This window comes from Burkholderia sp. AU17457, from assembly GCF_002223255.1.
GTDB classification, from domain to species: domain Bacteria; phylum Pseudomonadota; class Gammaproteobacteria; order Burkholderiales; family Burkholderiaceae; genus Burkholderia; species Burkholderia sola.
Map to the genome: position 1 here is coordinate 1,752,496 of NZ_NKFB01000005.1, position 26,849 is coordinate 1,779,344.

Here is a 26,849-nt window from a genome sequence, read left to right on the forward strand (position 1 = left end):
GGGTCGGGCAATCGGTACGTCGAATCGGTACGTCGAACGCTGCGACGCTCAGCGCGCGGTCGCGATCACGTCGGCCACCGCCGCCGTGAGCTTCTTCGCATACGGCACGTGCAGGAACTCGTTCGGGCCGTGTGCGTTCGACTTCGGCCCGAGCACGCCGCACACCATGAATTGCGCGGCGGGAAAGCCTTCCTGCAGCACGTTCATCAGCGGGATCGTGCCGCCGAGCCCCATGTACGCGCAGTCGGCGCCGAAGTGGCGGCGCGACGCGGCGTCGAGCGACGACGCGAGCCACGGCGCGAGATCCGGCGCGCTCCAGCCCGTCGCGGCGCCCGCGTCGGGCTTGAACGTGACTTTCGCGTTGTACGGCGGATCGAGTTCGAGCAGTTCCTTCAGCTGCTGCACGGCCTGCACGGCGTCGACGAGCGGCGGCAGCCGCAGCGACAGCTTGAACGCGGTGCGCGGACGCAGCACGTTGCCCGCATCGGCGAGCGCCGGCATGCCGGCCGCGCCCGTCACCGACAGCGACGGACGCCACGTCGAATTCAGCAGCGCCTCGCGCGGATCGGTCGTGGTCGGCAGCACGGGCTTGCCGTCCTGGCCGCACGCCCAGGGCAGCCCCTTCCACACCGTGTCGCCGAGAATCGCGGCGGCCGCTTCGGCTTCGCGCACGCGGCTCGACGGAATCTCGCAATGGAACACGCCCGGCAGCAGATTGCCGTTCTTCGCGTCTTCGAGGCGTTCGAACAACTGGCGCATCACGCGAAAGCTCGACGGCGCGATGCCGCCGTAGACGCCCGAGTGGATGCCTTCTTCGAGCACCTCGACCTGCAGGTCGCCGGACACGAGGCCGCGCAGCGACGTGGTGAGCCACATCTGGTCGTAGTTGCCGGCGCCCGAATCGAGGCACACGACGAGCGATACCTGGCCGAGCCGGTCGCGCAATGCGTCGACGTACGGCAGCAGGTCGTAGCTGCCCGACTCTTCGCAGGTCTCGATCAGGCCGACGCAACGCGGCCGCTCGACGCCCTGCTCGTCGAGCGCGCCGAGCGCCGCGAGGCTCGCGTAGATCGCATAGCCGTCGTCCGCGCCGCCGCGGCCGTACAGCTTGCCGTTCTCGAACTTCGGCGTCCACGGGCCGAGATCCGCGCGCCAGCCGTCGAATTCGGGCTGCTTGTCGAGGTGGCCGTACAGCAGGATCGTGTCGGTGCTGCCCGAACGCGTGGCCGGCGACTCGAAGAAGATCACCGGCGTGCGGCCCGGCAAACGCACGATTTCGAGCTTCAGGCCCTTCACGGGCTGCCGTTCGGCCCACTGCGCGGCATCGCCGACGACGCGTTCGAGATAACCGCGCTTCGCCCAGTCGGGGTCGAATGCGGGACTCTTCGCGGGAATCGCGATGTAGTCGGTCAGCGCATGGAGGATTTCATCGTTCCACTTGCGCTCGATGAAGGTGACGAGCTTGTCATGGTCGAGGACGGGGGTAGTGTCGACGGAAGTCATGGTGGGGTGCCTGGATCGGGCTGACGAAAATCCAGATCATACGCCGATGCTCCCCCGCCGGCGCCCCTCCCGACCGTTCAGCCAGCCTTCGGAAACGCGTCGCGCAGCCCGGCCGCGCAGGCGAGCGCGTCGCGCCACAGGCGCCGCGTCAGTTCGCCGGCATCTTCTTCGCGCGCGAGCGCCGCGGCCTCGCCCGACCACAGCAGCGAGAAATCGTCGCGGCCCTGCCGCTCGAACGCACCGCGCAGCGGATCGACCGCGGCCGTCGCGAGCGGAAACGCGGGCGCGAGCGCACTCATCGGCCCCTGTTCGCGCATGAAGCGCGTCAGCAGCCCGCGTGCGGGGCGGCCCGTGTACAGATTGGTGATGCGCGTACCGTCGTCGCGGGCGGCGCGCACGGCCGCTCGATGTTGCGCCGAGCGGCCGGCCTGCGGCGTCAGCAGGTAGCCGGTGCCGATCTGCACCGCGCTCGCGCCGAGCGCGAACGCGGCCGCGATGCCGCGCCCGTCGGCGATCGCACCGGCCGCGATCACCGGCGCGCGGACGGCATCGACGATCTGCGGCAGCAACGCGAACAGGCCCGGTTGCGCGTGGATATCGTCGGTCAGGAACATCCCGCGATGGCCGCCGGCCTCCGCCCCCTGCGCGACGATCGCGTCGACGCCGCGCGCATCGAGCCAGCGCGCCTCCTCGACGGTCGTCGCGGACGACACCACCTGTGCCCCCGTGCGACGCACGCGGTCGAGCAGCGCGTCGTCCGGCAGCCCGAAATGGAAGCTCACGACGGCCGGCCGCAGTTCCTCGACGACCGCGCACATCGCATCGTCGAACGGCGCGCGGCCGGGGCCGCCTTTCACGTCGGCCGGGTCGAGCCCGGCTTCCGCGTAGTAGCCGCCGAGCGCCGCGCGCCAGCGGGCGTCGACCTCGGCATCGGGCGCGGGCGGCGCATGGCAGAAGAAATTCACGTTGAACGGCGCGGCCGTGCGCGCGCGGATCGCCGCGATCTCGTCGCGCAACTGCTGCGGGCCGAGCGCCGCGCACGCGAGCGAACCGAGGCCGCCGGCTTCGCACACGGCAATCGCGAGCGGGCTCAGCGAGCCGACCATCGGGGCCTGGATCAACGGCAAACGGGAAGGCAGCATCGTCATCGGAATCCCTTTTTTGAATGAGTGGCCGCGCCACGTCGGGGGTGCTTTTCTTCGTCGCGCACGTGCGATCCGGCCCGGCGCCTGCTACGTGCCGCCGCGATCCATCCCGCGCCGGTACGCGGCCGGGCTCGTCGCCGCGACGCGCCGGAAATGCCGGCGCAGCGATTCCTCGGACCCGAATCCGGCACGCGCCGCGACCTGCGCAAGCGGCAACGCGGGGTGCGCTTCGAGCATGTCCTTCGCGACGTTCACGCGTTCGCGGATCAGCCATGCGAGCGGTGACATCCCGGTCGCATCCGCGAACTGACGCTGCAGCGTGCGCGTGCTCATCGCGGCCTGCGCGGCGAGCGACGCGAGCGTGTGCGGCTCGGCCGCATGCGCGCGCATCCAGTCGATCAGCTTCGCGAGCCGGTCGGTGCCGCCCGGCGCGACCGGACGCGGCACGAACTGCGCCTGCCCGCCGTCGCGATGCGGCGGCAGCACGAGGCGCTGCGCGACGCGATTCGCGATCGCACCGCCATGATCGCGGCGCACGAGATGCAGCAGCATGTCGAGCCCCGCCGCCGAGCCGGCCGACGTGACGATCTGTCCTTCGTCGACGTACAGCGCGTCGGGATTCACGCTCAGCGCCGGATAACGCGCCTGCAGGCGTTCCGCATACCGCCAGTGCGTCGTCACGGTGAGACCGTCGAGCACGCCGGCCGCCGCCAGCACGAACACGCCCGAACAGATCGAGCAGAGCCGCGCGCCGCGCCGGTGGGCCGCCCGCAGCTTCTTCAGCAACGGCTCGGGCGGCAGTTCGTCCGGATCGCGCCAGCCGGGAATCACGATGGTGTCCGCGCGATCGAGTGTCGCAAGCCGGTAAGGCGCGGCAACGGTAATGCCGCCCGCCGCGCGCACGGGCCCCGGTTCGCTCGCGCATACCGCGAAGCGATACCAGCCGACGCCGAGTTCGGGGCGCTCGAGCGCGAACAGTTCGACCACGCAGCCGAATTCGAACGTGCAGAGACGATCGTAGGCGAGCGCGACGACGAGATGATTGTGCATGGCGCAATGTTACCGGAACTTGTCGATCGCGCCACTGCCGCGAAACGGCCCGAACCGCGATACTGTCCTTCATTGCGGCGCGTTCCGTGCCCGCTCGACCAGGAGAGCCCGACCATGTCCTATGTCACCGACGTCCCCGCCGCCGACAGCCCCGCCGCGCTCGCGCACTTCGAGGCATCGCTGCGCTTCGAGACCGATTGCTGGGACGTGCACGACGCACTCGCGTCCGGCACGCCCGATTTCGTGCTGCTGGACGTGCGCGGCCCCGACCTGTTCGCCGCCGGCCACGTGCCCGGCGCGCGCAACCTGCCGCGCCGCAAGATCATCGAAAGCAAGCTCGCCGGTTACCCGGCCGATACGCTGTTCGTCGTCTACTGCGCGGGGCCGCACTGCAACGGCGCCGCGCGCGCGGCGATCCGGCTCGCGCGCCTCGGCCGGCCGGTCAAGCTGATGATCGGCGGTGTGACGGGCTGGCTCGACGAAGGTTTCGCGCTGAGCAAGGACGCGCAGCCAGCCGACGCCGAAGCCGCCTGATCGTCACCAAAAGCGCAACAATCAATTGCCTGCACACGAACGGAAAAAGCGCGACAATCAGCCTCATTGCAGTTCGGACGGAGCAGCACCATGCATGATGCAGTCCTGATTCAAGTGGCCGGTTCAGTCGCGGCGATCGCGCTCTATTTCCTGCCGGCCGTCATTGCCGACCGGCGCGGCCGGCACGACAAACTGACGATCGCGATGTTCAACGCGCTGTTCGCGTGGACGGGCATCGGGTGGCTGATGACGCTGTACTGGGCGTGCCAGCCGAACCCGCGCACCGACGTCGCGCAGACGATCCTCGCGAAGCGCCGCGGCGTCAGCATGCGGACCTTCTCGACCGGCCTCGTCGAACGCGTGCAGCGCCGCGTCGCCGCCCAGGAGCAATGGGCGGAAAAACAAGGCTGCCGTTAAGCCCCCTTTCCGCTTCACCGACTCGCGTCGAACTTCGGCATCCTGACATTGGTCGACGCGCGGTAATCCCACCTCAGTGCGCCGCGCGGCGGCCAGCCGCCCGCGCGCAATCGCGCCGCGAACGCCCCCGCCGTCACCGCCCGTGCGATCCGCTCGCCCGGACACCCGTGCGGCCCCGTGCCGAAGCCGAAATTCGGCCCGGCCGTGCGCCCCGGCATCAGCCGGTGCGGATCGCGGTGCACGGCCGCATCGCGGTTCGCCGCCGCGAGCACGACGAGGATCGCATCGCCGGCCTCGACGCTCACGCCTTCGATCGACGTGCGCGCCGCGACGAAGCGGCGCGTGTTCTGCACCGGCGCATCGAAACGCCCGACTTCGGCGACGAATGCGTCGAGCGCGGCCGCGTCCGGCACCGCGCCTGCTTCGCCGTTCCATGCCACGATTGCATTGCCGAGCCAGGCGGCCGTCGCCTCGCACGTCTGCGACAGCAACCCGACGAGATTCGCGACCAGCGCGCCGCTCGCGTGCCAGCCCGACACGCGGGCCGCCTGCTGCACGGCGGCGACCAGCGTGCCGTCGTGCGCGTGCGACTGCGCGACGCGTTCCGTCATCCGGTCGAGCAGGTGCCGCGCCGCGTCGCTCGCGCGCGCCAGCGCCGCGGCATCCGACAGCGGCGACAGCGCGGCGACGAACTCGACGACCCGCGCGGCGATGTCGTCGAGTTGCGTGTCGTCGAAGCCGAGCAGGTCGGCAACCGCGCACACCGGCACCGTCATGCACCACGCGTTCAGCGCATCGGCATCGCCCGGCGTCGGCAATCGCCGCGCGGCAAGCGCGTCGGCGCGAGCGCGCAGCGCGTCCGTGTCGATCGGAGCGAACGCCGTGCGCAACACCTGCTTCGGCAGCTCGTGTCGCGACGCGCCATCGTTCATGCGCACCAATTCGCCGAACAGCGCACCGGCCGTCGTGCCGCGCAGCGCGGGCGGCACCGGCGCGTCGAGCGGGCGCACGCGGCAGGCCGGATGGCCGAGCACGGCCGTCACGGCCGCCGCGCGGCTCGCGACCCACAGGCCGAGCGTGGCGTCGAACGCAAGCGGCGGCCCGTCGACGAGCGCGGCGTAATAGGGATAGGGATCGCGGTGCGTGACCGCGGCAATGGGATCGGTCGGGTTCATGCGTTCAGTATCGGCGCAGCGCGCCGCCGCATGTTTCGGTATGGCGTGAAATGTCGTCGCACGGCCGCCGCGCGTCGCGGCATCGCGGCGGCCGGCCGGCGTCAGGCCGCCGACCGGTAGCGGTGCGACTGCATGCGCAGCCGGACCCGCCCGGCCGAAATCGCGCGCGGCTCGGGCGCCACCGTGTCGTGATGAAACATTTCCTGCCGGAACTCGCCGTTTTCGTCGAACCACTGGCAGATCAGCCAGTCGCCGTCGTCGAACACGACCGGCCCGGCATAGGTGACGGTCATGCGCGGCCCGCCCGTTTTCAGCGTCACGACATCGCCCACGCGAAACCTGACGCGGTGATTTTCTCGGATCGTCATCGCTCTCTCAGCTTTTTATATATTGAATATATTGATATTCCCGGCAGCCCACTCGCCGGCCATTCGAACGTGACGCAGATTATCAATCAAAAAATCATCCGGCAACTCCCGTGGACTGAAACGTTCTGAACGGGAACCTGCAACAATGGGCGGCATCGTCGCGTATGAGGGCCCGTCGGGCCTCGGATCTGGCGTCGTTTGCGCGCCGGCGGCGGCTGATCGGGCGGAATGCGGAGAATAAACGACGATTTTCGCATCAGCATCGACGATTAATGCGGACGCGAAACCGATTGATTATTGTCAATCAATGCTTGATTGGAAACGATTCCGGATTTTATTGGGGCTCATTCGCCGGACAAAATCGGCGAATTATCCGGCGCCGCGAACCAGCGGTTGATATCGCGCCCCGGCACGGCTGCCCGGGCAAACGTGAACGTGCCGTCGCGCCTCATCTCCGTCGCCGCGCGCAGGAATGCGCCCAGCGCGGCCCGCGCCAGCGCGCCGCCGACGCTGACGCGCTTCACGCCGAGCGCGGCCAGCTCGTCGACGCTCAGCAACCCGCCCTGCAGACCCATGACGACATTGACGGGCGCGCCGACCGCCCGGGTCAACGCCGCGATCTCGTCGGCGTCGGTGATGCCGGGCGCATACAGCACGTCGGCGCCCGCGTCGCGATAGGCGACGAGCCGCGCGATCGTGTCGTCGAGGTCGCGGCGGCCGTGCAGGTAGTTTTCGCAACGCGCGGTCAGCGTGAACGGAAACGGCAACGCGCGCGCCGCGTCGACGGCCGCCGCGATGCGTTCGACCGACGCGTCGCGCGCATAGATCGGCGTATCGGCGCGGCCGGTCGCATCCTCGATCGAGCCGCCGACCGCGCCCGCCTCGGCCGCCAGCCGGATCGTTTCGGCCACCGTGTCGGGCGCGTCGCCGAAGCCGTTCTCGAGATCGGCGCTGACGGGCAAGCCGCCCGCGGCGACGAGATCGGCGATGTGATCGAGCATCGCGTCGCGGTCGATCGCGTTGTCGGGCCGCCCTTTCGAAAACGCGTAGCCGGCGCTCGTCGTGGCGAGCGCTTCGAAGCCGGCCATCGCGAGCAGGCGCGCGGTGCCGGCGTCCCACGGGTTCGGGATGATGAATGCGCCGGGGCGCGTATGGAGCGCGCGGAAAGCTTCGGCGTGGCGGGCTTGCTGGTCGGAACGGGTCATCGCGAACTCCGGGAAGGTGTTGACGGTGAGCTTACGCCGGTCGTGCACGCGACGTTTCAGCGTTTGCCGAAATGTCGTCGCGCAACGGGAAAACTCGCCCGTGCCGAATGCGGGCCCCCGCGCACGGTCGCCCGCGTCGCGTCACGTCGATGCGGGCTGCCCGTCGTCGACGCCGAGCAACACGTCGGTGACGGCCTCGGAGAACCGCATCGCGCGACCGTCGATCACCACGCCTTCCGGATTCGACGGATCGCGCACCGCTGGCGGCACGCCGTACGCGAGCAGCATGCGCGCGCATGCTTCCCAGTCGGGATCGCCGACGCCGGCCGGCTCGTTGACGGACGCCCACGACAACGTACCGAGCGCATCGCTGCCGAACCCGTGCAGGTCGCGCCAGCTCGCGCCGTGTGCAAGCAGGAACGCCAGCAGCTCGGCATCGCCGCGAAACACCGCGTGATTCAGCGCGCTCGCGTCCCAGTCGCCGCCGCGCGCGGCGATCGGCCAGCCCAGCTCGACCATCACCTTCACCGCATCGCGCGAGCCCCATGCGGCGGCATCCGGCAGCAGCCGCAGCCGGTCGCCGGACAGCGCGCCGGGGAGTTCGGGGTGTTCCGCCTGGATGCGCCGCGCGTCATCGGCATCGGCACGCGCGCAGGCCGCGATGAACGCGTCGTGCGCATCGAGCGCCTCGTCCGCGCCGGCCGCGCGCAACAACGCCGCGACGTCGGACAACCCGGTCTGCATAGCCAGCCGGTACGCGCCGACGCCCGCCGCGGTCCGCGCGCCGGGATCGGCGCCGGCCGCCAGCAGCGCCGCGACATGGCGTGCCGGGCAACGCACGGCGATCGCACGCAGCAACGGCGCCCCCCACAGCTTCGTCGGCCCTTCGCCGGCCGGTTCGTTCGGGTCGCCACCGTGCGCGAGCAGCAACTCGAGCGCGGCCGCGTCCGGCACGTCGAGGGCGCGCCGCAACGCATTCGTCCCGCCCACCCGTGCGCCATGCTCGAGCAGCAGACGCGTGCACGCCGGATTCTCCACCGAGTGATACAGCGATTCGCCGTCGTTCGGATCGGCGCCGGCTTCCAGCAGCATCGCGGTGAGCACCGGATCGCGATTGACGCCGGCGGCGCCATATAGCGTCGACAACGGTTTCGACTCGTCGGGCTCGGCAAGCGAGGCCGGCGGATACCGGTTGCCGATCCGCTGGTTCGGATCGGCGCCCGCATCGAGCAGATGACGCGCGCACGCACGCAGCCTAACCGCGAATTCGGGAAGCTGCGCGAGCCGCGAATGCGTGACGGCGACGAGCGGCGGCAACTTCAGCGCACCGTCGGCGCGCGCGATCCAGCCGGGGTCGGCGGCCAGCGCCGCCTTCACCGCGTCGAGATCGCCGGCCGCACATGCGACGGTCGGATCCGCCGACACGAGATCGGGATGATCGAGCAGCAATTGCGCGGCGACGCGCGGCCGGGCCGCGTCGAAGCCGCCGGTCACGTCGGCGCCGTAGGCGAGATCGAGCCAGCGCCGGATCAGCCGCGAGCGCGGTTGCCGCGTGAGTGCATGCGTTTCGACGAACACGCCGAGATCGGCCCACGAAGCAAAGCCGTACTCGCGTGCGATGCAGGACTGCGCGTCGTGCAGGCGCAGCCCGAGCGCGAGCGTTTCGTCATGCGTGCGATGTGCGGCGGCGGGTAGCGACTGGACGAAGCGCGCGACGGCATCGGCGTCGCCCTGCCGGTACAGGCGCAACAATGCCTTCGCCTGCTTTTTCAGATGTTCGGGATGGGCGTTCGGAGGCAGCTTTTTCATGCGGATCCTCGTGCATGGATGGCCGAAGGTCCGCAATACCGCCAGCACGAAGGATGGGGAAGACTGGATTGGCTACGACAGGTGGGTTGAACCCTTTCCGCGGACCCGGAAGCGACCTGCATCGCTGCCTGGTATCGTAGGCGACGGCCGCCGGCATCGTCAACCGTGCCGCGCCGCGCTGTTCAGCCCGCGAGTTTCTTCGTCAGGAAGATGCGCGTGTGCCCGACCGGATAATCGGGCAGCTCGCCGAAACGCACATAGCCGCGCTTCTCGTAGAACGGCCGCGCCTGGAAGTCGAACGTGTCGAGCCACGCGCTGTGGCAGCCGCGCGCGACGGCCTCTCGTTCGGCCAGATCCATGATGCGCGTGCCGGCGCCCTGGCCGCGCGCGGTCTCGGGCACCACGAGCAGGTCGACATGCAGCCAGCCAAACGCCGTGCCGCCCCACAGGCCGCCGACCACCGCGCCGGCCGCGTCGGTCGCGATCACGGCCAGCGGCCGGAAATCGGCCGGGCCGGCCTGGCTTTCGTTGAAGCGGACGAGCGGCGCGACGATCTGCTTGCGCACGTCCGCGTCGGCCGTGTCGGTCACTGCGTAGGTCAACGTCATCGGTTGCATCGGGTCGTCATTGAAAGTGGGCCCAACAAGCTGCATGGATCGCGCCCGTCAAACGACGTACGCGCCCTTCGCGTGCAGTTCCGCCTCGGTCCGCTCGAGCGCCGCGACCGCATCGCTGCCCTCGAGCGCCAGCAACTGCGCGACGAGCGCCTCGGCCATCGCATGCGCGGCCACCAGCGACGGAAAGAACGACGGGCTGTCGTGCGTGAAGATCAGTTGCGCGTCCGCGTGCAGCGCGATCGGCGACACCGCGCTGTCCGTGATCGCGACGATCTTGCTGCCCTGGGCTTTTGCCGCCTGCGCGACGCGCGTCGCCTCGGCCGAATACGGCGCGAAGCTGATGATCACCGTCACACTCTGCTTCGCGATCGCTCGCAGCTCCATTTCGAGCGAACCGGCGACGCCGTTGAGCAGCGACACGGTCGGACGGAACAGCCGGTAGCCATAGACGAAACCGAATGCGACCGGATAGCACGAGCGAAACCCCGCCACGTGCACGTGCGATGCCTTGCGGATCAGCTTCGCCGCATCCGCGAGCGCGTGCTCGTTCTGCGTGGCGGTCGCCGACAGGTTGTGCTGCTGCGCGGCGAGCAGATCGTGCGCGAGCGACGCCTTCGCGTCGGGCCGCACGAGCGAGCGCGCGCGTTGCGTGAGCGGCTCGGGACGCGTGCGCACGCGCGCGACGCACAGGTCGCGCAGTTCGTTCCAGCCGGGAAAACCGAATTGCTGCGCGAGCCGCACGAGCGATGCAGGCTGCACCTGCGCGCGCTGCGCGACCTTGCGCATCGACGACGTGGCGACTTCGTCGGGATGATCGAGCAGGAAGGCGGCGCCCGCCTGGAATTGCGGGCTCAGCTCGGAAAATTGCGCCCGGATCCGGGACGCGAGTTCGTCGAAATTGGCGGCCATCTTGGTGGGAACGGGAACCGGTCGTCCATGGTATCACCGGCCCCGCGCCCACCGGTCAGCGCAGCACTTCGACGTGATCGGCGTCGACCTTCACGCTGCCCGACCACTTGCGCTCGAATTCGCCGGTCAGCTTCACTTCGTTCCGGTCGCTGACAGGCTGGCCCGCCGCCCACAGCTTGTGGTCGATCTCGACGCGGATCGTGCCGGTGGCGTCGGCGAACTCGTAATCCTCGCCGCCGACGTGCTTGACGATGCGCCCCTGCAACTGCACGTGCTGGTCGTCCCGGCCGTTGGCGAGCAATTCCTTCACGGTCGTCGTGGTCAGCGCGGACGGCCCCGTGTATTGCGCGTAGACGGCGGCAGGCAGCGCGACGAGCGCAACCGCCAGGATGCTGGCCAGGTGTTTCATGATCTCGGTCCTCTTGTTGATGTGGCGCCGCGCTCCGTTGAACGCGACGGCGCCATATTACGGACCGTAAGATTAAACAAACCTGAAGGGCGTACCGACGTGACACGGTGCTGCATTGGACGAGTACGCAAGCGGGTCGCGCACCGCGCGCATTTAAGCTTCGCCTAAGACGCGTGCGCTTATCATGAGTACCCCGGGCGCCGCGGCGCCCCCGTTGGAGAGGCACGAAATCCATGCGCGTACTGCTCGTCGAGGACGATCCGCTGATCGGTAGCGGGCTCGAACAGGGCCTCAAACAGGAAGGCTTCGCGGTCGACTGGGTGAAGGACGGCGACGCCGCGTCGCTCGCGCTGCGTACGACCGGCTACGGGCTGCTGCTGCTCGATCTCGGGCTGCCGAACCGCGACGGTTTGTCGGTACTCGCCGCGCTGCGCCGCCGCGACGAAAACCTGCCCGCGATCATCATCACCGCGCGCGACGGCGTGCCCGACCGCATCGCGGGCCTCGACAGCGGCGCGGACGATTATCTCGTCAAGCCGTTCGAGCTCGACGAACTGCTCGCCCGCATCCGCGCAGTCACCCGCCGCCATGCGGGCCGCGCGCAGACGACGCTCGCGATCGGCCCGCTGCGGCTCGATCCCGTCAAGCACCTCGTCTGGCTCGACGACGACGAAGTGCCACTGTCGCCGAAGGAATTCGTGCTGCTGCACGAGCTGATGCGCGAACCGGGCGCGGTGATCTCGCGCGAACAGTTCGAGGAACGGCTGTACAGCTGGGGCGAGGAAATCGAGAGCAACGCGGTGCAGGTGCATATCCACAACCTGCGTAAAAAGCTCGGCCACGACATGATCCGCACGGTGCGCGGAGTCGGCTACCGGATCGGTGACGGCACGTGACGCGGATGCAACGCGCGGTCGCGCGCTGGCGCAACGCGTCGCTGCGGCGGCGCCTGCTGACGTGGCTGCTGCCGGCCGCTTGCGTGATCGGCCTGGTCGCGAGCGCCGGCACCTACTGGGGCGCGCTGCGCGAACTCGACGATCTGCTCGACGACCAGATGCGCAGCATGTCGAAACAGATCGTCGTCGGCCCGAACGGCGAGCTGTCGTTCAGCAACCACGCCAAGGGCAAGCACGGCTTCGAAGCGAGCGACCCCGATGCCGTGCTGCTGCAGGTGTGGCGCAACGGCACGCTGGTGTATTCGACCGACCGCGATTCGAAACTGCCGCCGCCCGCGCAGCAGGGCATCGGGAGCGTCGACGTCGGCGGCCAGCCGTGGCGCACCTACGTGACCGAGCGCGGCGGCACGACGATCCGGCTCGCGCAGGCGCGGCATGCGCGCTGGGAAGCGATCGCGGGCATCGCCGTCCACCTGCTGTGGCCCGTGTTCTCGATGCTGCCGCTGCTCGCGCTCGGCCTGTGGTTCGGCATCGGTGCGGGGCTGCGGCCATTACGGGCGATCGCGGCCGGCCTGAAACGCAGGAATGCGAACAATCTCGAGCCGGTCGACGTCGCATCGATGCCGAACGAGGTTCGCCCGCTCGCCGAAGCGATCAACGACCTGCTCGCACGCCTCGACCGCTCGTTCACGCTGCAGCGGCACTTCATCGCCGATGCCGCGCACGAGCTGCGCACGCCGATCATGGGGCTGTCGATCCAGTCGGAACTGCTGCGGCGTGCAGCGACCGCGGAGGAACGCGAGCATATCCTCGCGCAAATCCATGCGGGCACGACGCGCCTCGGCCACCTCGCCGAACAGTTGCTGACGCTCGCGCGCCTCGAACCCGATGCGCAAGCGGCCGTCGCCGCATCGGCGCCGGTCGATCTCGCCGCGCTGTGCCGGTCGGTGGTGTCGGACCGCGCGCGTGTCGCCGATGCGCACCGCATCGATCTCGGCGCGATCGTCGACGCACCCGTGATGGCCGCGGGCAATGTCGACACATTGCGCGTGCTGCTGAACAACCTCGTCGACAACGCGATCCGCTATGCGGGCGAAGGCGCGCGCGTCGACGTGTCGGCGCGCATCGACGGCGAGACGCCCGTGCTCGAGGTCGCCGACGACGGCCCCGGCATTCCGGAGGCCGAACGCACCGACGTGTGGGAGCGCTTCTATCGCGGCGAAGGCGCACAGGCGGTCACGTCGTCGGGCAGCGGGCTCGGGTTGTCGATCGTCAAGCGAATCGCCGAACAGCATCGCGCGACCGTCGCGCTCGGCACCACGCGCGGCGGGCGCGGGCTGACCGTCACGGTGCGCTTTCCACGGCCGGCCTGATGCGCGTGGCGGGCGGCTTTTGTCCACAGATTATGTTGGCAAGCTTGTGGACAAGCTTCCATTAACGGCATCAAGTCATTGATCGGAAAGGGTTTGTCGTGCGTGCGAGGCGAATGCGCCGGCGCGGCGCGAAGCTGTCGGCCTACCCGTCGTCCGCCGTCGTCAGTCCGCACCTGTTCCAGAAGGTCGGCGTGGCCGGTATCTGCACCGCTTGAGCCGGCGTGCGAATCGTGGCAACGCGTGGCATCGGCCGAATCGCGAACGCGGACTTCTCCACAGAAAATGTTGGCAAGCTTGTGGATATCCTGCGCACCGCGACGCTAAACCCTTGATCCGATGGACTTTGGCACGCGTGATGCAGATGCGGCGCGCGTCACGGCCATCGCGCACACCGCTTCGCCGCACTTCGCATCACGATGCCACGACGCCGCGCCGATGCGAGTCCGATGCACGCCATAACCACCGCACGCGGGCCTGACTTGCCAGGCGGCACTTACCCACAGATTGTGTTGGCAAGCATGTGGATAGCCTGCGCATACCGTGACCAAGCGCTTGATCCGAAAGACTTTGTTCGCGCTGCTTCGAAAGCGGCGCGCGGCCGCCCAATAGCCGGTTGCATGCCGTCTCGGCACGTGACGCGCCGCCTGCCACGCCGGCTGCCCTGCTTGTCCACAATTTTTGTTGGCAAGCGTGTGGATAGCCTGCGCATACCGCGACCAAGCGCTTGATCCGAAAGGCTTAGTCCGCGCTGCTTCGAACACGGCACGACGGCGCGTGTCACGCCGCACGACGCAGCGCGCAGGCTTGTCCACAATTTTTGTTGGCAAGCATGTGGATATCCTGAGCATGCGTGTTCCAAGTCGTTGATCGCACAACGTTTGAGCGCACAGGTCACGACTGCGGCACGGCGCGTCCGCGGAACTCGCCACGCGCGCCGTGCCACGCTGCTCAGCCGAACGTCTGCGCGACGATCCGTGCGACCGACGCGATCACGTCGTCCTTCGCCCGCGCATCGGCGCGAGCCTGCGTGTAGTACACGGCCAGCACGATCGGCGCGCGCGACGTCGGCCAGATGACGCCCACGTCGTTCGTCGTCCCGTAGTCGCCGGTGCCGGTCTTGTCGCCCACCGCCCACCCGGCCGGCACGCCCGCACGAATCCGCTTGTCGCCGACCTTGTTGCCGCGCAGCCATGCGACGAGCTGCGCACGCTGCGCGGCCGGCAATGCGTCGCCGAGCGTCAGCACGCGCAGGCTGGCGGCCATCGCGGCGGGCGTCGTCGTGTCGCGCGTGTCGCCCGGCAGCGCGGTATTCAGTTCGGTCTCCCATCGATCGAGCCGGAACGTGTCGTCGCCGATCGAGCGCGCGTAGGCGGTCACCGCCGACGGGCCGCCGATCAGCTTCATCAGCAGGTTCGCGGCCGAGTTGTCGCTGTACTGGATCGTGGCCTCGCACAGCGCGGCGACCGTCATGCCCGCGCCGACATGCTTCTCCGACACCGGCGAATAGTTGACGAGGTCGGCCTTCGTATACGTCACGCGCTGTTGCAGCAAGCCCGGCCGCTCGACGCTCTGCGCGAGCACCGTCGCGCTCAGCATCGCCTTGAACGTGCTGCAGAACGGGAAGCGCTCGCTCGCGCGATGCTCGATGACCCGGCCGCTCGCCGTGTCGATCGCGCACACGCCGAGACGGCCGCCCGCGTCGCGCTCGAGATCGGCAAGCGTCGCCGCGGCCGCCGCGGGCGCGATGGCATCCGCGGCAGCCGCCGCTGCCGCCGTGGCTTCGTCCGGCGCGGCGGCCGGCCGCGACGCGCACGCGGTGACGGTGAAAACGAGTGGCGCCGTCGCGGCGGCCAGCAACAGGGTTCGACGTTTCGATGAGTAGGTCATGTCGGTTGTCTCGTGGTGGAATGGCGGCGAAACGTGGTCGACGCGTTGAAAACGGCCAGCCGCCGAGACAGCACTATCGAGACTTTACGGTTGACTGACAAGCAACGATAATTGGGCGCTGACAAAAGAAATTCTTATGACTAAGCTCCGCCCTCATCTTCCGCTCAATGCGTTGCGCGCGTTCGAATCGTCGGCGCGCCACCTGAACTTCACGCGCGCCGGCCTCGAGCTGAGCGTGACCCAGGCCGCCGTCAGCCAGCAGGTGCGCTCGCTCGAGGAGCGACTCGGCTGTACGCTGTTTACGCGGCTGCCGCGCGGCCTGGGGCTGACCGACGAGGGTCGCGCGCTGCTGCCGGTGCTGAGCGACGCGTTCAGTCGCATCGAGACGGTGCTCAAGCAGTTCGACGGCGGACGTTTCCACGAGGTGCTGACGCTCGGCGTCGTCGGCACCTTTGCCCTAGGCTGGCTAATGCCGCGGCTGAAGCAGTTCGGCGACACGCACCCGTTCGTCGAGCTGCGGCTGCGGACCCACAACAACGTCGTCGATCTCGCCGCCGAGGGCCTCGACTTCGCGATCCGCTTCGGTGAAGGCAACTGGCCGGCGACGCGCAACGAGCGGCTGCTCGATGCGCCGCTCACCGCGCTGTGCGCGCCGGACATTGCGCGGCGCATCGCGCAGCCGGCCGATCTCGCGAACGAAACGCTGCTGCGCTCGTATCGCACCGACGAGTGGCTCGGCTGGTTCGACGCCGCGCGGCTCGAACCATGGGCCGTCAACGGGCCCGTGTTCGATTCGTCGCGGCTGATGGTCGAGGCCGCGATGCAGGGTGCGGGCGTTGCACTCGCGCCTGCCTGCATGTTCGCGCGCGAACTGCAGCTCGGCCAGCTCGCGCGGCCGCTCGACATCGACGTGCGCGCGGGCGGCTACTGGCTCACGTCGCTGAAGTCGAAACCGCTGACGCCCGCGATGACGCTCTTTCGCGACTGGATCGTCGCGGAAGCGGCCGGCGCGGCGGCGGCCGGGTAACGCGGCGTCGCTTGTCCACAGAAAGTGTTGGCAAGGATGTGGATATCCTGGGTACCCGCGGCCTAAGCCCTTGATCGCGCACGCATTCACGTGCAGATGCACGGAGCGGGCAGCCTTGGCGCGCGGGCTTCGCGCACGCGGCCCCTGCCGATCGGATCGTCAACCATTGCGACGCAATCGATTGCAAGTTGTCCACAGATTTTGTTGGCAAGCCTGTGGATATCCATCAGATCGGACGCATAACATCTTGATACACAAGGGGATTCGATCCACGGACCTTGACCGGTCAATGGTGTGGCACCGGAATGGTTGTCGAACCGCACGCCATGCACGCGCGGCGCGCCCGGCCCGGGGACGGGCGGTTCTCCACAGATTGTGTTGGCAAGCTTGTGGATATCCTGCGTATCGGGCACCTAACTGATTGAGCGCACGGGGTTTTGTGCCGCGTCCATCGAATCGGGCAGCGCGTGCGCCGCCCGTGCATCAGTGACGGTCGAGGCCGCCGCGCAATTCGCTCGCCTTGTCGCGCAACGCTTCGTAGCCGGAACGCGCATGCTCGGGCAGATCGGGATCGCCGATCAGCGCGCCGAGCGTTTCGATCAGGCTGAACAGGATGCCCTTCGCCGCGCCGACCGCAATGCTCTGCGATTCGATCGACTTGTGCAGGTGGTCGACCGCCGCTTCGAGATTCTCGAGCTTGTGCTCGCCGTCGTCGGGCCGGTTGTCGGTCGTCATCGTCTACCTCCGCCATCGTTCAAGGGTCATGTCACGATTCTATGCCGCTGCGCGCGAACGTGGCGCGACATCGCGCAACGTTCGCGCGGCACCGCGCTACAGCACCGCGACCACCTGCACGCGGCCCGGCTGCTCCGCCGCCGCGATGACCTGGCCGTCGACACGGCGGAACGTCAGCGACACGGTTTCGTCGCCGACGCGCAGCGCATCGATCCGCAGCCAGTCGACGCCTTCCGGCAATGCCGGGCGCTCGACGCGCACCTCGTGGCGCGACGCGTCGATGCTCACGCCGAGGCACGCCTGCAGCATCATGAACGGCGCGCCGGCCGCCCACGCCTGCGGCAGGCAGGCCACCGGATACGCGGTCGGCGGTTCGCCGCGCCGGCGCGGGAACCCGCAGAACAGCTCCGGCAGGCGCATCTCGAAGCTCACCGCCGCCTCGAACAGCGCACGCAGCAGATTCACCGCGGCCGTCTTGTCGCCGTAGCGCGCCAGGCCGCGCGCGATCAGCGCATTGTCGTGCGGCCACACCGAACCGTTGTGATAGGCCATCGGATTGAAGCGCGGCTGGCCGGCCGCCAGCGTGCGGATGCCCCAGCCCGTCTGGAACAGCGCCGAGCCGAGCACGCCCGCGACCGCCGCGCCGCGCTCGGCGTCGGGCAGCCCGAATGCCAGCAGGTGGCCCGCGTTCGACGCGGACACGCGGCACAGCTCGCCATGACCGTCGAGCGCGATCCCGTAGAAATCGCCTTCCGGCATCCAGAACAGCGCATCGACCTGGTCGCGCAGCGTCTTCGCGCGCAACGCGTAGCGCGTCGCGTCGGCCGCATGGCCGCGCCGGCGCGAGCACGCCGACATCGCGTCGAGCGCCGCGCACGCATAGGCCTGCACTTCGACGAGTGCGATCGGCCCGTCCGGGAAACGGCCATCCGCGTGGAACACCGAATCGTGGCTGTCCTTCCAGCCCTGGTTCGCGAGGCCGCGCTCCGACGTGCGCTGGTAATCGAGCAGCCCGTACGGGTTGCGGTCGCACTTGTCGATCACCCATTGCGCGGCGCGCTCGAGCGCGGGCCACAGCTCGTCGATCAGCGCATCGTCGCCGGTGCGTTCGGCATAGGCGCCCGCGAGCACGATGAACAGCGGAGTCGTATCGACGCCGCCGTAGTACAGCGCGAACGGCACCTCGCCCGTCGCGGCCATCTCGCTGCGGCGGAACTCGTGCATGATCTTGCCGGGCTCCGCATCGCGGAACGCGGAGGTCTCGCGCGCCTGATGCTCGGCGAGAAAACGCAGCACGCCGCGCGCGAGCGACGGCTGCAGCCACAGCATCTGCAGCGACGTGATGATCGCGTCGCGGCCGAACGGCGTCGAGAACCACGGAATGCCCGCATACGGGTACGGCCCCGTGTCGAGCTGCGTCGTGAGCAGCCCGAGATCCGCGAGCGAACGATCGAGCCAGGCGTCGAACAGCGGATTGCCGGTGTTCACGCGCGCCATCGACTCGCGTCGTGCGCGCATCTCGCGATGCACGCCGACGAGCGCGGTGCGCAGTGCGACGCGGCCGCATCCGGGCCCTTCGGCCTGCGCGGGCCCGAGCGTCGCATCGACGGTCAGGTAGATCGACACGCACGCCTGCGCGGCGATCGTCAGCGTGTAGTCGGCGCGATCGACCGACAGCGCGTCCGGCGCCGGCGAGAAATGCACGGTCACGTTGCGCTCGACGCTGTCGAGGCCGTCGTAGCGCAGCCGCACCGCGCCCGCGTCGACGCGCGGCGCGCCCACCGTGCCGCGCTTCGGCCGCTGCGTGCCGCGCACTTCGAACATGTCCTTGAAATCGGCCGCGAACGACAGCGACAGCGGCACCTCGGCTTCGCTCGCGCCGTAGTTCGTCAGCGTCAGCGCTTCGTACAGCACGTCGCCCGCGAGCACGCGCATGCGCTCGATATGGATCACGCCCTCGGGCGTCTCCTTGCCGCCGAGCGGCGGCAGCGGGCGGTTCGTCAGGTGCGCGGTGAACGACGCGTTGTCGGCGCTCGTCGCACCCGACAGCAGCGACGGCGCGCGGCCGCCGAACGTCAGGCGCCAGGTCGACAGCACGCGCATGTCGTCGACGAACAGGCCGTCGTCATGCCCGCCGATGTCGCCGAGCGCGTCGCTGACCACGAACGCGTCGCCGGATTTCAGCACGTACTGGTTGTTGCGCGCGAGAACCTGCGGATCGGCTTCGGGCGCGATGAAGGCGGGACCCGACGCGGGGGTCGCGGCAATCGGCGCGACTTGCGGCGCGACTTGCGGCGCCTGCGTCGTCGTGGCTTCGGCGTGGTTCGGCATCGATGCTCCTGTGTCGAGGCGCAACGCGCGGCGCGCGTCGCGTGTTTCGCACAGGATAGGCCAGAACGGCAAACGTGCGCAGCGACGAAACGGCCGCGGCGCGGGGCGACGTTGCTTCGTCGCTTCGCGCCGCGTACGGGCACATCAGTTGCCGGTCAGAATTTCCACAGGATGTTGCCGAGGATCGCGTTGTCGCGCACGCCGCTGCCGAATTGGCCGCTGTACGTGAGGCCGAGCGTCAGGCGCTTCGTGATGTTCGCGTCGATGCCGGCTTCGAGCACCGCGCTGTCGCGAGCAATCGGCACGCCCGACACCTGGAACGACGTGCCGCCGTTCGCGAACGTGAACGCCGACGACGGCCGCACGTTGCCGAACGCATGCCGCCAGCCGACCGTCCCGCGCGCGGTGAACGTGCCGCTCGCGATCGAGCCGAGCTGCGACGCCGCACGCAGGCCGAGCGTCGAGAAGCCGACGCGGGTCGTCTCGCCGCCGGCGCGCAGCGCGGCCGCGCCGCCGGTTTCCGTATAGCCGTCGGTATGCAGGTTCACATACGCGAGGCCCGCGAACGGTTCGATCGCAACCGGCCCGACCGGCACCGCGTAGCCGACTTCGCCGAACACCTGCGCCGAATGCGCGTTGTAGCCGGCCGAATCGTGATCGGAGAAGCCCGCGAAGCCCGGATAGCGGTCGCTGTTGATCCGATACCACGTGTACGACGCGCCGCCGCGCACGCCGAGTGCGCCATACTGCGCGCCGCCGTACAGCGACACGTAGTAGCTGTTCACCGCCGCCGACGAACTCTGGTCGTTGTCGAGCGAGCTGTGCGTGACGCCCGCGGCCAGACCCGCGCGCCACTTGTCGTTGAGCGCCATGTCGGCGCCGGCGATGAAGCCCGTCATGCTGCGGTTGATCGACGACGCGTTGCCGTCGCCCCCGAGCCGGCTGCGGCCGCCGAATGCCTGGCCCCAGACGACCGGCTGATAGGGCGTCCCGCCGTAGCACCCGGCGCGCGAACCGATTCGGCGTTCCGGCGGCAGCGTCGGATCCGCCACGCCGGCCGTGTTGTCGCCGCACAGCGCGGCGCCGCCCGACGACAGGGCCGCGAGCGGGCCCGATCCGGGTGCGAGGCCCTGACGAACGCGATCGGTTACCGCATCGCGCACGTAGCGGCTGTCGAGCAGCAGCATGCTCTTCAGGCTCGCCTGCAGCTCGCCGTCGAGCAGCCCGTATGCGCGGCGTGCGGTCGGCGCGTCGGTCGTCAGCACCGTGTCGTACAGCGGATTGCCGGTGCCGAGCGCGGCCACCGCGGTTGCGACCGAGCGCTGGTTCGGCGTCGTCGCGACGTCGGGCAGCGCCGTGCCGTTCTGAGCCAGTTGCAGATACACGTGACCCGGATCGTAGCTGAGGGTCGGCGTCAGGAACGCATAGTTCGCACTCACCTGGGCGAACGCGCCCTGCACGCCCGACGACGCACTGAGGATCGCGTACGTCGTGCCCGGCTGATAGGTGCTCTGGTTCGCGAGCACCTGCACGGTGCCGCCGTTCAGCGTCGCCGTGCCGCTCGCCGCGAGGCTGCCGCTTTGCTGCGGCGTGGCGGCGACCTGGAACGTCGAACCCGGCTGGAACGTGACGTTGCCGCCCACGTTCAGCGCCGCGCCCGGTTGCGTGGCGGCCGCCGTCGCGCCGCCCTGCACCACGAGGCCGCCGATCGTGCCGGTGCCCGTCACCGTCGCACCGTTCTGCACGGTGACGGTCGACTGGCCGAGCGAACCGTTGACGGCGAGCGTGCCCGCGCTGACCGTGGTCGGGCCGCTCAGCGTGCTCGTGCCGGTCAGCGTGAGTTGCCCGGTGCCGGCCTGGGTCAGCGAGCCGGTACCGGACAGTACGCTCGCGATCGTCACGTTGCCCGATTGATTGACGACCAGCGCACCGTTGTCGACGACGTCGCCGGCCACGCTGCCCGACGTGCCGCCGTTGCCGAGTTGCAGCGTGCCGCCGGCTGCGATCGTGGTGCCGCCCGTGTACGTGTTGCCGCCGGTCAGTACCTGCGTGCCGCTCGCCACCGTCACGCCGCCCGAGCCGCCGATCGTGCCGCCGAACGTGCTGCTGCCGCTGCCGTTCAGCGCCAGCGCGTTCGCACCGAGATTCACGTTCGTGCCGGCCGCACCCGAGAGCCCGCCGATCGTTTGCGCGCCGGTCGCACCGCTCACGTCGAACGTCGCGCCCATACCCGCGAGATTCACCGCGCCCGTCGACGCGAGGCTGCCGCCTGCGCCGAGTGCCAGCGTGCTGCCGCCGTTGATCGTCGTGCCGCCCGTGTACGTGTTCGCCCCGGTCAGCGTCTGCGTGCCGGTGCCGGCCAGCGTCACGCCGCCCGTGCCGCCGATCGTGCCGCCGAACGTGCTGCTGCCGCTGCCGTTCAGCGCCAGCGCGTTCGCGCCGAGATTCACGTTCGTGCCGGCCGTACCCGAGAGCCCGCCGATCGTTTGCGCGCCGGTCGCACCGCTCACGTCGAACGTCGCGCCCGTGCCCGCGAGATTCACCGTGCCGGTCGACGCCAGGCTGCCGCCCGCGCCGAGCGCCAGCGTGCTGCCGCCGCCGATCGTCGTGCCGCCCGTGTACGTGTTCGCGCCCGTCAGCGTTTGCGTGCCGGTGCCGGCGAACGTCACCCCGCCCGTCCCGCCGATCGCGCCGCCGAACGTACCGTTGCCGCTGCCGTTCAACGTCAGCGCATTCGCGCCGAGATTCACGTTCGTGCCGGCCGCGCCGGACAGCGTGCCGAGCGTCTGCGCGGCCGTCGCGCCGCTCACGTCGAACGTCGCGCCCGCGCCCGCGAGGTTCAGCGCGCTGCCGGACACGAGGCTGCCGCCCGCGCCGAGTGCGAGCGTGCTGCCGCCGTTGATCGTCGTGCCGCCGGTATACGTGTTCGCCCCCGTCAGCGTTTGCGTGCCCGTACCGGCGACGGTTACGCCGCCCGTCCCGCCGATCGTGCCGCCGAACGTACCGTTGGTGCCGCCATTCAGCGTCAGCGCATTCGTGCCGAGGTCGACGTTCGTGCCGGCCGCACCGGTCAGCGTGCCGATCGTCTGCGCGCCGGTCGCGCCGCTCAGATCGAGCGTCGCACCGGCGCTGGCGAGGTCCACCGCGCCGGTCGATGCGAGGCTGCCGCCCGCACCGAGTGCGAGCGTGCCGCCGCCGCTGATCGTGGTGCCGCCCGTGTACGTGTTCGCGCCTGTCAGCGTCTGCGTGCCGGTGCCGGCCAGCGTCAGGCCGCCGGTGCCGCCGATCGCGCCGCCGAACGTGCTGCTGCCGTTGCCGTTCAGCGTCAGCCCGTTGCCGCCGAGGTTCACGTTCGTGCCGGCCGCGCCGGTCAGCGTGCCGAGCGTCTGCGCGGCCGTCGCGCCGCTCAAGTCGAACGTCGCCCCCGCGCCCGCGAGGTCCAGCGTGCTGCCGGACGCCAGGCTGCCACCCGCGCCGAGCGCCAGCGTGCTGCCGGCGCCGATCGTCGTGCCGCCCGTATAGGTGTTCGCGCCGGACAGCGTCTGCGTGCCGGTACCCGACAACGTGAGACTGCCGGTGCCGCCGATCACCCCGCCGAACGTGCCGCTGGCCGTGCCGCCGAGCGTCAGGGCGTTGCCGCCCAGGTTGACGTTCGTTCCCGCGACGCCCGACAGCGCGCCGAGCGTTTGACCGCCTGTCGCGCCGCTCAGGTCCAGCGCCGCGCCCGCGCCGGCAAGGTTCATCGTGCCGGTCGACGCGAGGCTGCCGCCTGCGCCGAGCGCCAGCGTGCCCGCGTTGATCGTCGTGCCGCCCGTATAGGTGTTCGCGCCGGTCAGCGTCGTGGTCGCCGCGCCGTCCTTCACGAGGCTCCCCGTGCCCGAAATCGCGCCACCGAGCGTGAGACTGTTGCTGCCGCCCAGGGTGAGTGCGGCACCCGTGCCGAGATTGACCGCGTTGCCCACCGACAACGCGGCATTCGTATCGAGCGTCGCCGCGCCGCCGACGGTCAGCGCGCCGAAACCGAGTGCGCCGCCGTTGCCGAGCACGAGGCTGCCGCTATTCAGGTTCGTGCCGCCCGTGTAGATGTTTGTGCCGGTCAGCGTCTGCGTGCCGGTGCCCGCCAGCGTCAGACTGCCCGTGCCGCCGATCACCCCGCCGAACGTGCCGCTGGCCGTGCCGCCGAGCGTCAGCGCGTTGGCCCCCAGGTTGACGTTCGTTCCCGCGACGCCCGACAGCGCGCCGAGCGTTTGACCGCCTGTCGCGCCGCTCAGGTCCAGCGTCGCGCCTGCGCCGGCAAGGTTCATCGTGCCGGTCGACGCGAGGCTGCCGCCTGCGCCGAGCGAGAGCGTGCCGGCATTGATCGTCGTGCCACCGGTGTACGTGTTCGCACCCGTCAGCGTCGTGGTCGCCGCGCCGTCCTTCACGAGGCTGCCCGCGCCGGAAATCGCACCGCCCAGCGTGAGGCTGTTGCTGCCGCCCAAGGTGAGTGCGGCGCCCGTGCCGAGATTGACCGCATTGCCCACCGACAACGCGGCATTCGTATCGAGCGTCGCCGCGCCGCCGACGGTCAGCGCGCCGGAACCGAGCGCCCCGCCGTTGCCGAGCACGAGGCTGCCGCTATTCAGGTTCGTACCGCCCGTGTAGGTGCTCGCGCCGTTCAGCGTTTGCGTGCCGGTGCCCGCCAGCGTCAGACTGCCGGTGCCGTCGATCGTGCCGCTGAACGTGCCGCTGGCCGTCCCGCCCAGCGTCAGCGCGTTGGCGCCGAGGCTCACGCTCGTACCCGCCACGCCCGACAGCGCGCCGATCGCCTGCGCACTGCCCGTACTGATGTCGAGCGCCGCCCCTGCGTTGGCGAGATCCACCGTTCCCGTTGCCGCGAGGCTGCCGCCCGCGCCGAGCGCCAGCGTGCCCGCGTTGATCGTCGTGCCGCCCGTATACGTGTTCGCGCCCGTCAGCGTCGTGGTCGCCGCGCCGTCCTTCACGAGGCTCCCCGCGCCGGAAATCGCGCCCCCGAGCGTGAGACTGTTGCTGCCGCCCAGGGTGAGTGCGGCGCCCGTGCCGACGGTGATCGCATTGCCGACCGACAGGCTCGTGGTCGTATCGAGCGTCGCCGCGCCGCCGACGGTCAGCGCGCCGGTGCCCAGCGCCCCGCCGTTGCCGAGCACGAGGCTGCCCGCGTTCAGCACCGTGCCGCCCGCGTAGGTGTTCGCGCCGGACAGCGTGAGCGCCGCCGCGCCGTTCTTCACGAGACCGCCGCCACCCGCGACCACGCCACCCAGGCCAAGATCGGTGCTGCCGCCAAGGGTCAGCGTCGTGCCCGTCGCGATGTTGACGCCGTTCGCGAGCGACACGTTGGCAGTGGCATCGAGCGTCGACGAACCGTTGACATTCACCGCGCCGAGGCCGAGCGACGTATTGCTGCCGACGACGAGGTTGCCGCCGTTCAGGTTCGTGCCGCCCGTGTACGTGTTCGTGCCGGTCAGCGATTGCGTACCGGTACCCGACAGCGTCAAGCTGCCGGACCCGCCGATCGTGCCGGCATAGGTGGCATTGATGCTGCCGCCGAGCGTCAGCGAATTGGCGCCGAGGTCCACGTTCGTGCCGGCCGCGCCGGCCAGCGCGCCGATCGTCCGCCCGCCCGACGCGGCGCTCATGTCGAACGTTGCGCCCGCACCGGTCAGGTTGACCGTGCCGGTCGCCGACAGACTGCCGGCCCCGCTCAGCGCGAGCGTGCCGCTGTTGATGGTCGTGTCGCCCGTATACGTATTCACGCTGCTCAGCGTCGTGGTTGCCGCGCCGTTCTTCGTGAGGCCGCCGCTTCCGCTGATCGCGCCGGTCAGCCCGAGATCGTTGCTGCCGCCGATCGTCAGCGTCGAGCCGGTCGCGAGATTGACCGCGTTGCCGAGCGTCACGTTCGTGCTCGTGTCGAGCGACGCCGACGCGTTGACGTTCAGCGCGCCGGTGCCGAGCGCCGAATTGTTGCCGACCACCAGCCCGCCGGCATTCAGGTTCGTGGCGCCCGTGTAGCTGTTCGCGCCGGACAGCGTCAGCGTGCCGCCGTCGTTCTTCGTCAGCGCACCGCTGCCCGACACCGTGCCGGACAGCGTCAGCCCGGTCGCGCCCTGCACCGTCAGCCCGCCCGCACCAAGCGACACGTTGTTGGACACGTCGAGCCCCGCCGTGCCCGCCTGCAACGCGCCGCCGTTGCCCGTGACGGTACCGGTGCCGAGCGACGCGTTGTCGTTGATGATCGCCACGCCGCCCGTCAGCGTCGCGTCCTGCGCGGTGGACGCGCCGTTGATCGTCCAGTTGCCGCTCGTGACGTCGAGGTGATTGAAGTTGATGTAGTTGTTGACCGCGATCGTGCCGTTCGCCGCGACGCCCTGCTGCAGGTTGAGCGTATTGTTGCCGCCCGCGCCGCCGTCGACGACGCCGGTTGCCGCCACGCCGAGCGTGACCGGGCCGACCGTGATGTTGAACGCGCCGCCGGTGCCGCCGGCCGTATTGACCGACGAGCCCGTCACGGCATTGAACGTATTCGTGCTGTTCGCCCCCATCGACACGCCGCCGTTGATCGTGCCCGAGTTGGTGAACGTATTGCCCTGTCCCGGTGTGCCGCTCGAACCCAGCGACACGCGACCGGTGATCGTTCCGCTGTTCGTCATGTTGACCGTGCCGCCGCCGTACGCGGCGACCACCGGCGCATCGGCGCCGACGAGGGTCGCGCCGACCAGCGGGGAGGAGCCAATCGTACCCGTGTTCGTAATCGTCGACGTGCCGCCCGTGCCGTTTTGAACCGACAGCGCCATGCCCGTCACGCCGCTGACCGCGACGCCGGTCGAGCCCATCATCGTGCCGTTGTTGGTCACGGTCGTGGTGCTCGCCGCCGCGTTGCCGACCACCGCACCGCTCGACAGCACGCCGAGCCCCGAGCCGAGCGCCGACGGGTCGATCGTGCCGTTGTTGGTCAGCGTGACGTTACTGCCGGTCAACGACATCGCCGTGCCGCCGACACCCAGCAGCACGCCGACGGTCGCACCGGGATTGACCGTCGCGTTCAGGTTGTTGGCGCTGTTCGAATAACTGGGCGCCAGCGGATTCGCGACGCCGGAACAGGTCACCGTGGTGCCCGCCGTGCTGCAGGTCGCATAGGCGGGGACAATGCCCGCGCCCGACAGCGCCAGAAACACGCCGGTGGGCAACAGCAGTCGCGGAAACGGCTCACTCGTTTTTTTCGGACGGACAGGGTTCATGCTTTCCCTCTTTATTGATTTCGGCTTTGGTATTGGTATTGCGGCCGCAACGGACGGCACGCAGCAGAAAATCGCGGATAAAAGCGTCCTCCCCGGCAATCGCGATGCGCTGTCGGTTTATTCGTGATGAGTTTTTTTATCGGCCCGGGAATGCAGCTGCGGAACTAGTCGAATGACATGATGGCGGCCCCTGGTTTCTGCAGCGA

Annotated in this window: 20 protein-coding genes and 1 pseudogene; 7 read left to right on the forward strand and 14 right to left on the reverse strand. The window is 69.6% G+C overall.

Annotated features, from left to right (window positions below; all coding sequences use genetic code 11):
* Positions 1-48: 48 nt before the first annotated feature.
* The 3 genes from CFB49_RS25150 to ftrA all read right to left on the reverse strand — a co-directional run bounded on the left by CFB49_RS25150 (position 49) and on the right by ftrA (position 3,698).
* A complete protein-coding gene (locus CFB49_RS25150; RefSeq protein WP_069617327.1) occupies positions 49-1,503 on the reverse strand; it encodes a M20 family metallopeptidase in 1,455 nt (484 codons plus the stop codon).
* Between the two features lie 77 nt (positions 1,504-1,580).
* Entirely contained in the window at positions 1,581-2,651 is a 1,071-nt protein-coding gene (locus CFB49_RS25155) for an NAD(P)H-dependent flavin oxidoreductase (protein WP_089492610.1), read from the reverse strand.
* 84 nt (positions 2,652-2,735) lie between these two features.
* Positions 2,736-3,698 carry a transcriptional regulator FtrA gene (gene ftrA, locus CFB49_RS25160; protein WP_089492611.1) on the reverse strand — a complete coding sequence of 321 codons (963 nt, stop codon included), beginning with the start codon at positions 3,696-3,698 and terminating at the stop codon, positions 2,736-2,738.
* 114 nt (positions 3,699-3,812) lie between these two features.
* On the opposite strand from ftrA, the gene CFB49_RS25165 reads away from it, so the two are divergent.
* Both CFB49_RS25165 and CFB49_RS25170 read left to right on the forward strand, forming a co-directional pair.
* Entirely contained in the window at positions 3,813-4,232 is a 420-nt protein-coding gene (locus tag CFB49_RS25165; RefSeq protein WP_069617330.1) for a rhodanese-like domain-containing protein, read from the forward strand.
* Positions 4,233-4,322: 90 nt separating this feature from the next.
* Complete coding sequence (locus CFB49_RS25170; RefSeq protein ID WP_006480800.1) at positions 4,323-4,649, forward strand: superinfection immunity protein; 327 nt, start codon at positions 4,323-4,325, stop codon at positions 4,647-4,649.
* Positions 4,650-4,663: 14 nt separating this feature from the next.
* Here the strand turns inward: CFB49_RS25170 and CFB49_RS25175 are convergent, their stop codons facing one another.
* From CFB49_RS25175 to CFB49_RS25205, 7 genes are all read right to left on the reverse strand, one after another.
* Positions 4,664-5,824 carry a cytochrome P450 gene (locus CFB49_RS25175; RefSeq protein ID WP_089492612.1) on the reverse strand — a complete coding sequence of 387 codons (1,161 nt, stop codon included), beginning with the start codon at positions 5,822-5,824 and terminating at the stop codon, positions 4,664-4,666.
* Positions 5,825-5,925: 101 nt separating this feature from the next.
* Complete coding sequence (locus tag CFB49_RS25180; protein ID WP_050018134.1) at positions 5,926-6,192, reverse strand: YodC family protein; 267 nt, start codon at positions 6,190-6,192, stop codon at positions 5,926-5,928.
* Between the two features lie 344 nt (positions 6,193-6,536).
* Complete coding sequence (locus tag CFB49_RS25185) at positions 6,537-7,397, reverse strand: isocitrate lyase/PEP mutase family protein (RefSeq protein ID WP_089492843.1); 861 nt, start codon at positions 7,395-7,397, stop codon at positions 6,537-6,539.
* Between the two features lie 141 nt (positions 7,398-7,538).
* The gene (locus CFB49_RS25190; protein ID WP_089492613.1) at positions 7,539-9,206 is read right to left on the reverse strand and encodes an ankyrin repeat domain-containing protein; all 1,668 of its coding nucleotides are present in this window, start codon (positions 9,204-9,206) and stop codon (positions 7,539-7,541) included.
* Between the two features lie 182 nt (positions 9,207-9,388).
* Positions 9,389-9,814 (reverse strand): GNAT family N-acetyltransferase, encoded by a 426-nt coding sequence (locus CFB49_RS25195; protein ID WP_069617486.1) that lies wholly within the window; start codon positions 9,812-9,814, stop codon positions 9,389-9,391.
* 57 nt (positions 9,815-9,871) lie between these two features.
* Positions 9,872-10,732 carry a MurR/RpiR family transcriptional regulator gene (locus CFB49_RS25200; RefSeq protein WP_069617333.1) on the reverse strand — a complete coding sequence of 287 codons (861 nt, stop codon included), beginning with the start codon at positions 10,730-10,732 and terminating at the stop codon, positions 9,872-9,874.
* Between the two features lie 55 nt (positions 10,733-10,787).
* Positions 10,788-11,141, reverse strand: coding sequence for a YgiW/YdeI family stress tolerance OB fold protein (locus tag CFB49_RS25205; RefSeq protein ID WP_089436855.1), 354 nt, complete (start codon positions 11,139-11,141; stop codon positions 10,788-10,790).
* Positions 11,142-11,374: 233 nt separating this feature from the next.
* On the opposite strand from CFB49_RS25205, the gene CFB49_RS25210 reads away from it, so the two are divergent.
* The 3 genes and pseudogenes from CFB49_RS25210 to CFB49_RS25220 form a co-directional block, all read left to right on the forward strand.
* Positions 11,375-12,037, forward strand: coding sequence for a response regulator (locus tag CFB49_RS25210; RefSeq protein ID WP_069617335.1), 663 nt, complete (start codon positions 11,375-11,377; stop codon positions 12,035-12,037).
* 5 nt (positions 12,038-12,042) lie between these two features.
* Positions 12,043-13,410, forward strand: coding sequence for an ATP-binding protein (locus tag CFB49_RS25215; protein WP_249190482.1), 1,368 nt, complete (start codon positions 12,043-12,045; stop codon positions 13,408-13,410).
* A gap of 128 nt (positions 13,411-13,538) precedes the next feature.
* Positions 13,539-13,625 (forward strand): annotated as a pseudogene (locus tag CFB49_RS25220) (antibiotic biosynthesis monooxygenase); the annotation flags it as partial.
* Between the two features lie 733 nt (positions 13,626-14,358).
* Here CFB49_RS25220 and blaPEN-B read toward each other — a convergent pair.
* Positions 14,359-15,297 (reverse strand): PEN-B family class A beta-lactamase, encoded by a 939-nt coding sequence (gene blaPEN-B / locus CFB49_RS25230; RefSeq protein WP_089492615.1) that lies wholly within the window; start codon positions 15,295-15,297, stop codon positions 14,359-14,361.
* A 136-nt stretch (positions 15,298-15,433) separates the two neighbouring features.
* Between blaPEN-B and penR the strand changes: the two genes are divergently transcribed.
* On the forward strand, positions 15,434-16,324 hold the full coding sequence (gene penR / locus CFB49_RS25235; RefSeq protein WP_069617338.1) for a beta-lactamase transcriptional regulator PenR: 891 nt from the start codon (positions 15,434-15,436) through the stop codon (positions 16,322-16,324).
* 483 nt (positions 16,325-16,807) lie between these two features.
* On the opposite strand, the gene CFB49_RS25240 is transcribed toward penR, so the two are convergent.
* The 3 genes from CFB49_RS25240 to CFB49_RS25250 form a co-directional block, all read right to left on the reverse strand.
* Positions 16,808-17,059, reverse strand: coding sequence for a hypothetical protein (locus tag CFB49_RS25240; RefSeq protein ID WP_006482135.1), 252 nt, complete (start codon positions 17,057-17,059; stop codon positions 16,808-16,810).
* A 96-nt stretch (positions 17,060-17,155) separates the two neighbouring features.
* Positions 17,156-19,390, reverse strand: a complete 2,235-nt coding sequence (locus CFB49_RS25245; protein WP_089492616.1) for an amylo-alpha-1,6-glucosidase — start codon at positions 19,388-19,390, stop codon at positions 17,156-17,158.
* A gap of 155 nt (positions 19,391-19,545) precedes the next feature.
* Entirely contained in the window at positions 19,546-26,643 is a 7,098-nt protein-coding gene (locus CFB49_RS25250) for an autotransporter-associated beta strand repeat-containing protein (RefSeq protein WP_249190474.1), read from the reverse strand.
* Here CFB49_RS25250 and CFB49_RS36905 point away from each other — a divergent pair.
* Complete coding sequence (locus CFB49_RS36905; protein WP_256121867.1) at positions 26,642-26,770, forward strand: hypothetical protein; 129 nt, start codon at positions 26,642-26,644, stop codon at positions 26,768-26,770. The genes CFB49_RS25250 and CFB49_RS36905 overlap by 2 nt on opposite strands.
* Positions 26,771-26,849 lie beyond the last annotated feature (79 nt).